We start from the raw sequence: 4,154 nt of genomic DNA on the forward strand, positions 1-4,154 counted from the left end.
CTCGCCTGGAACCTGATCACCAGGGATTTCGGGCTGAAGAAGGACAAGCTGCTCGTCACGGTCTATCACACCGACGACGAGGCGGCCGGCCTTTGGAAGAAGATCGCGGGCTTGGGCGACGATCGCATCATCCGCATCCCGACCTCGGATAATTTCTGGGCGATGGGGGATACGGGGCCCTGCGGCCCGTGTTCGGAGATCTTCATCGACCGCGGCGAGCACATCTGGGGCGGACCGCCGGGCAGCCCGGAGGAGGACGGCGACCGCTTCCTCGAATTCTGGAATCTGGTCTTCATGCAGTTCGAGCAGGTGACGAAGGAGGAGCGCCAGCCGCTGCCGCGCCCCTCGATCGACACCGGTTTGGGGCTCGAGCGCATGGCCTGCATCCTGCAGGGCGTCGACAGCGTGTTCGAGACCGATCTTTTCCGTCATTTGATCGATTCTACCGCGTCTGTGCTGGGGGCCGGACCGGAAGAACAGACCGTAGCATCCTTCCGCGTCATCGCCGACCATCTGCGCTCCTCCGCCTTCCTGATTTCCGATGGCGTGCTGCCGTCGAACGAGGGCCGCGGCTATGTGCTGCGCCGGATCATGCGCCGCGCGATGCGCCATGCGCAGTTGCTCGGCGCGCGCGATCCGCTGATGCATCGTATCGTTCCGGCGCTGGTGCGCGAGATGGGTCAGGCCTATCCGGACCTGGTGCGGGCGGAAAAGTTGATCGAGGAAACGCTGCGGCTGGAAGAAACCCGTTTCCGAAAGACGCTGGAGCGCGGTCTGTCGATCCTCGACGAGAAGAGCAGTTCGCTGAAAAAGGGCGACATGTTCGACGGCGACACCGCGTTCACGCTGTACGACACCTACGGCTTCCCGCTCGACCTCACCCAGGACGCGCTGAAGTCGCGCGGCATCAGCGTCGATATCGCGTCGTTCACCGATGCAATGGAAAGGCAGAAGGAGAAGGCGCGCGCGTCGTGGTCGGGCAGCGGCGATACCGCCAGCGAGAACATCTGGTTTCCCTTGCGCGAAAAACTCGGCGCGACGGAGTTTTTGGGCTACGAGACCGAGACCGCCGAGGGCGTGGTCGCAGCGCTGGTCAAGGACGGCAAGGATGCCGACAGCCTCAAGGCCGGCGAGACCGGCTCGATCGTTCTCAACCAGACCCCGTTTTACGCGGAGTCCGGCGGTCAGGTCGGCGACACCGGCGTGATGATCGGCGAGGGCGTCAGGTTCCGTGTCACCGACACGCAGAAGCGGGCCGGCGATCTCTTCGTGCATCAGGGTACGGTGGAGCAGGGCACACTGACGGTCGGCACCGCCTTGCTGCTGGAGGTCGACCATTCGCGGCGCTCATCGATCCGCGCCCATCACTCCGCGACGCATCTCTTGCACGAGGCGCTGCGCCAGGTGCTCGGCGACCACATCGCCCAGCGCGGCTCGCTGGTGGCGCCCGATCGCCTGCGGTTCGATTTCGTGCATCAGAAGCCGATCACGGCGGAAGAGCTCGCCCGCATCGAGGACATCGCCAACGAAGTTGTGCTGGCGAATGACGAGGTCACCACGAGGCTGATGGCGGTGGATGACGCGCGCGATGCCGGGGCGCGGGCGCTGTTCGGCGAAAAATACGGCGATGAAGTGCGCGTGGTGACGATGGGCCGGAACGCGCGCGAGCATGGCAGCAACGCGCTCGGCTGGTCGGTGGAATTGTGCGGCGGCACCCATGTGCGCCGCACCGGCGACATCGGACTGATCTCGGTGACCGGCGAAAGCGCGGTCGCCTCGGGCGTCCGCCGCATCGAGGCGCTGACCGGCAACCACGCGCGCAGACACGCCAACGACACCATGGCGCTCGCCAGGACCGCGGCAGGCGAGTTGCGCACCACGCTCGACGAGATGCCGGCGCGCATCGCCGCCTTGATGGAAGAGCGCAAGAAGCTGGAGCGCGATCTCGCGGAGGCACGCAAGCGGCTGGCGATGGGCGGCGGGACTTCCGTCGGCAACGGTGCTGCGACCGGTCCCGCCGGCGTGCGCCAGGTCGGCGACGTCAAGCTGATGGCGCGCGCGGTCGAAGGCATCGAGATGAAGGACCTCAAGAGCCTCGCCGATGACGGCAAGAAGCAGCTCGGCTCCGGCGTGGTCGCCATCGTCGGCGTCACCGCCGACGGCAAGGCCGGCGTCGTGGTCGGCGTCACCCCCGATCTGACCTCGCGTTTCAGCGCGGTCGATCTGGTCAAGATCGCCTCCGAGGCGCTCGGCGGCAAGGGCGGCGGCGGGCGTCCCGACATGGCGCAGGCCGGCGGCCCCGACGGCGCCAGGGCGGATGCGGCGCTTCAGGCCATCGAAAACGCGATGGGCAGCGCCTGACAGACTCAATCCGGGGAACAGCGCGATGCAAAGTCACGATCTGTGCCGCCGAGTCTACGATCTCCTCGAACATGACAACGTCCCCCACACGGCGAGCGCGCGGCTCGCGCATCTGATCATCGCCATCGTCATCATCAATGTGATTTCGATGTTGCTGGCGTCGGTCCCCGAGATCAGCGCGCACTACGGCCCACTGCTTATCGCGGTCGAGGTAGGGTCGCTCGCGATCTTTGCCGTCGAGTATGCGGCGCGGTTCTGGAGCGTGGCCGGACATGCGTCGGTTCGGGAAATGAGCCCGTGGCGCGCCCGGCTGGACTACGCGACCTCCAGCCTCGGCATCATCGACCTGCTGTCGGTGCTGCCGTCCGGAGTTGCATTGCTCGGCAACGAGCGTCCGATGCTGGTGGTGCTCGGCATGCTGCCGTTCTTCAAGCTGGTGCGCTATTCGACCGCGATGCGGTCCCTGCTGGAGGCGATGCAGGCAGAGCGTCGCACCTTGTTTGGATGCCTGGTGATCCTCGTCGGCGCGGTACTCACCTTTTCGACGTTGCTGTACGCGATCGAGCACGAGACCCAGCCAGACAAATTCGGATCGATTCCTCTCGCGATGTGGTGGGCGATCGTGACGCTCGGCACCGTCGGCTACGGCGACGTGATTCCGGTCACGCCGATGGGCAAGACGGTCGCCAGCTTCGCCATCGTCGGCGGGTTGATGATGATCGCGCTGCCGGTGGCGATCATTTCCCGTGCCTTCGCCAATGAAGTCGCCCGTCACGACTTCATCGTGACTTGGGGCATGCTGGCGCGGGTGCCGCTGTTCGCGCATCTGCGCGCCGCCGAGATCGCCGACATCATGCGGCTGCTGCGCGCGCAGACCATCGCCACCGGGGAGATCCTGGTGCGACGGGGTGAGCCAGCGTCATCGATGTATTTCATCACCGCCGGCGAGGTCGAGATCGAATTGCCGACGCAGCGGGTACGGCTCGCCGACGGCAGCTTCTTCGGCGAGATCGCGCTTTTGCAGCGAACCCAGCGCAGCGGCACCGTCACCGCGATGCGCAAGTCGAACCTGCTGGTGCTGGACGCGCAGGATTTCCACGCGTTGATCGCGCGCGCCCCGAAACTCGCCGCGCATGTCCAGGAAATCGTCAAGGCGCGCCTTGCCGATACGGCGCAGGCGCAAAAGGGTGACGTCGGCGCCGACGAGATCGCACTGGCGACGCAGCCGGACAAGGGCTCGGACTAACCTGCGCCCGGCCGCAGCCCCCTGCAAAAATTGCGAAAACGACCCCATGCATAGAAAGGAACGCCTTGGATTCGTTACGCTTTTCATTTGAGCCAAAACCGGTCACGACCTTACCCTGATACCATTTTTCTCCAGGGGTTGCCGCGACAGCGCGCTTGTCCGCCTACGCCCGCCTTCGGGCGACGGCGGATGCGACGAAGCACTCCATCTCGCACCGGCGCCGGTGTAAGATGGATTGCTTCGCTGCGCTCGCAATGACGTTGAGGGAGGCTCGCACAACCACAACTGTCATCGCACGGCTTGACCGGGCGATCCAGTATTCCAGAGACGTCAGAGATGGAATCGAGAAGCTGCGGCGTACTGGATCGCCCGGTCGAGCCGGGCGACGACAGCCTTGCTTATGGCAAATACTTCGCGGAGCACTGAGTGTGCCTGCGGTCTCCTCGAGACCGCAGGCGCAATCGTCAGGCCATTTCCTTGGTCAGGTTCTCCGCGACCTTGTCGAGGAAGCCCGTGGTGGAGAGCCAGCGCTGGTCGGCGCCGACCA

Annotated in this window: 2 protein-coding genes; both read left to right on the forward strand. The window is 65.3% G+C overall.

What is annotated here, in order from left to right; genetic code table 11:
* The coding region (alaS, locus tag Q7U29_RS10625; protein ID WP_304741140.1) for an alanine--tRNA ligase at positions 1-2,361 on the forward strand (2,361 nt) is incomplete at its 5' end.
* A gap of 25 nt (positions 2,362-2,386) precedes the next feature.
* Positions 2,387-3,607, forward strand: coding sequence for a cyclic nucleotide-gated ion channel (locus Q7U29_RS10630; protein WP_304741142.1), 1,221 nt, complete (start codon positions 2,387-2,389; stop codon positions 3,605-3,607).
* Positions 3,608-4,154 lie beyond the last annotated feature (547 nt).

This window comes from Bradyrhizobium sp. (assembly GCF_030654605.1).
In the GTDB taxonomy this organism is placed as follows: Bacteria; Pseudomonadota; Alphaproteobacteria; order Rhizobiales; family Xanthobacteraceae; genus Bradyrhizobium.

What these genes read in the sequence shown, in the direction of transcription:
- Q7U29_RS10630 (WP_304741142.1), top strand. Translation starts at nt 2,387, where the DNA reads ATGCAAAGTCACGATCTGTGCCGCCGAGTCTACGATCTCCTCGAACAT.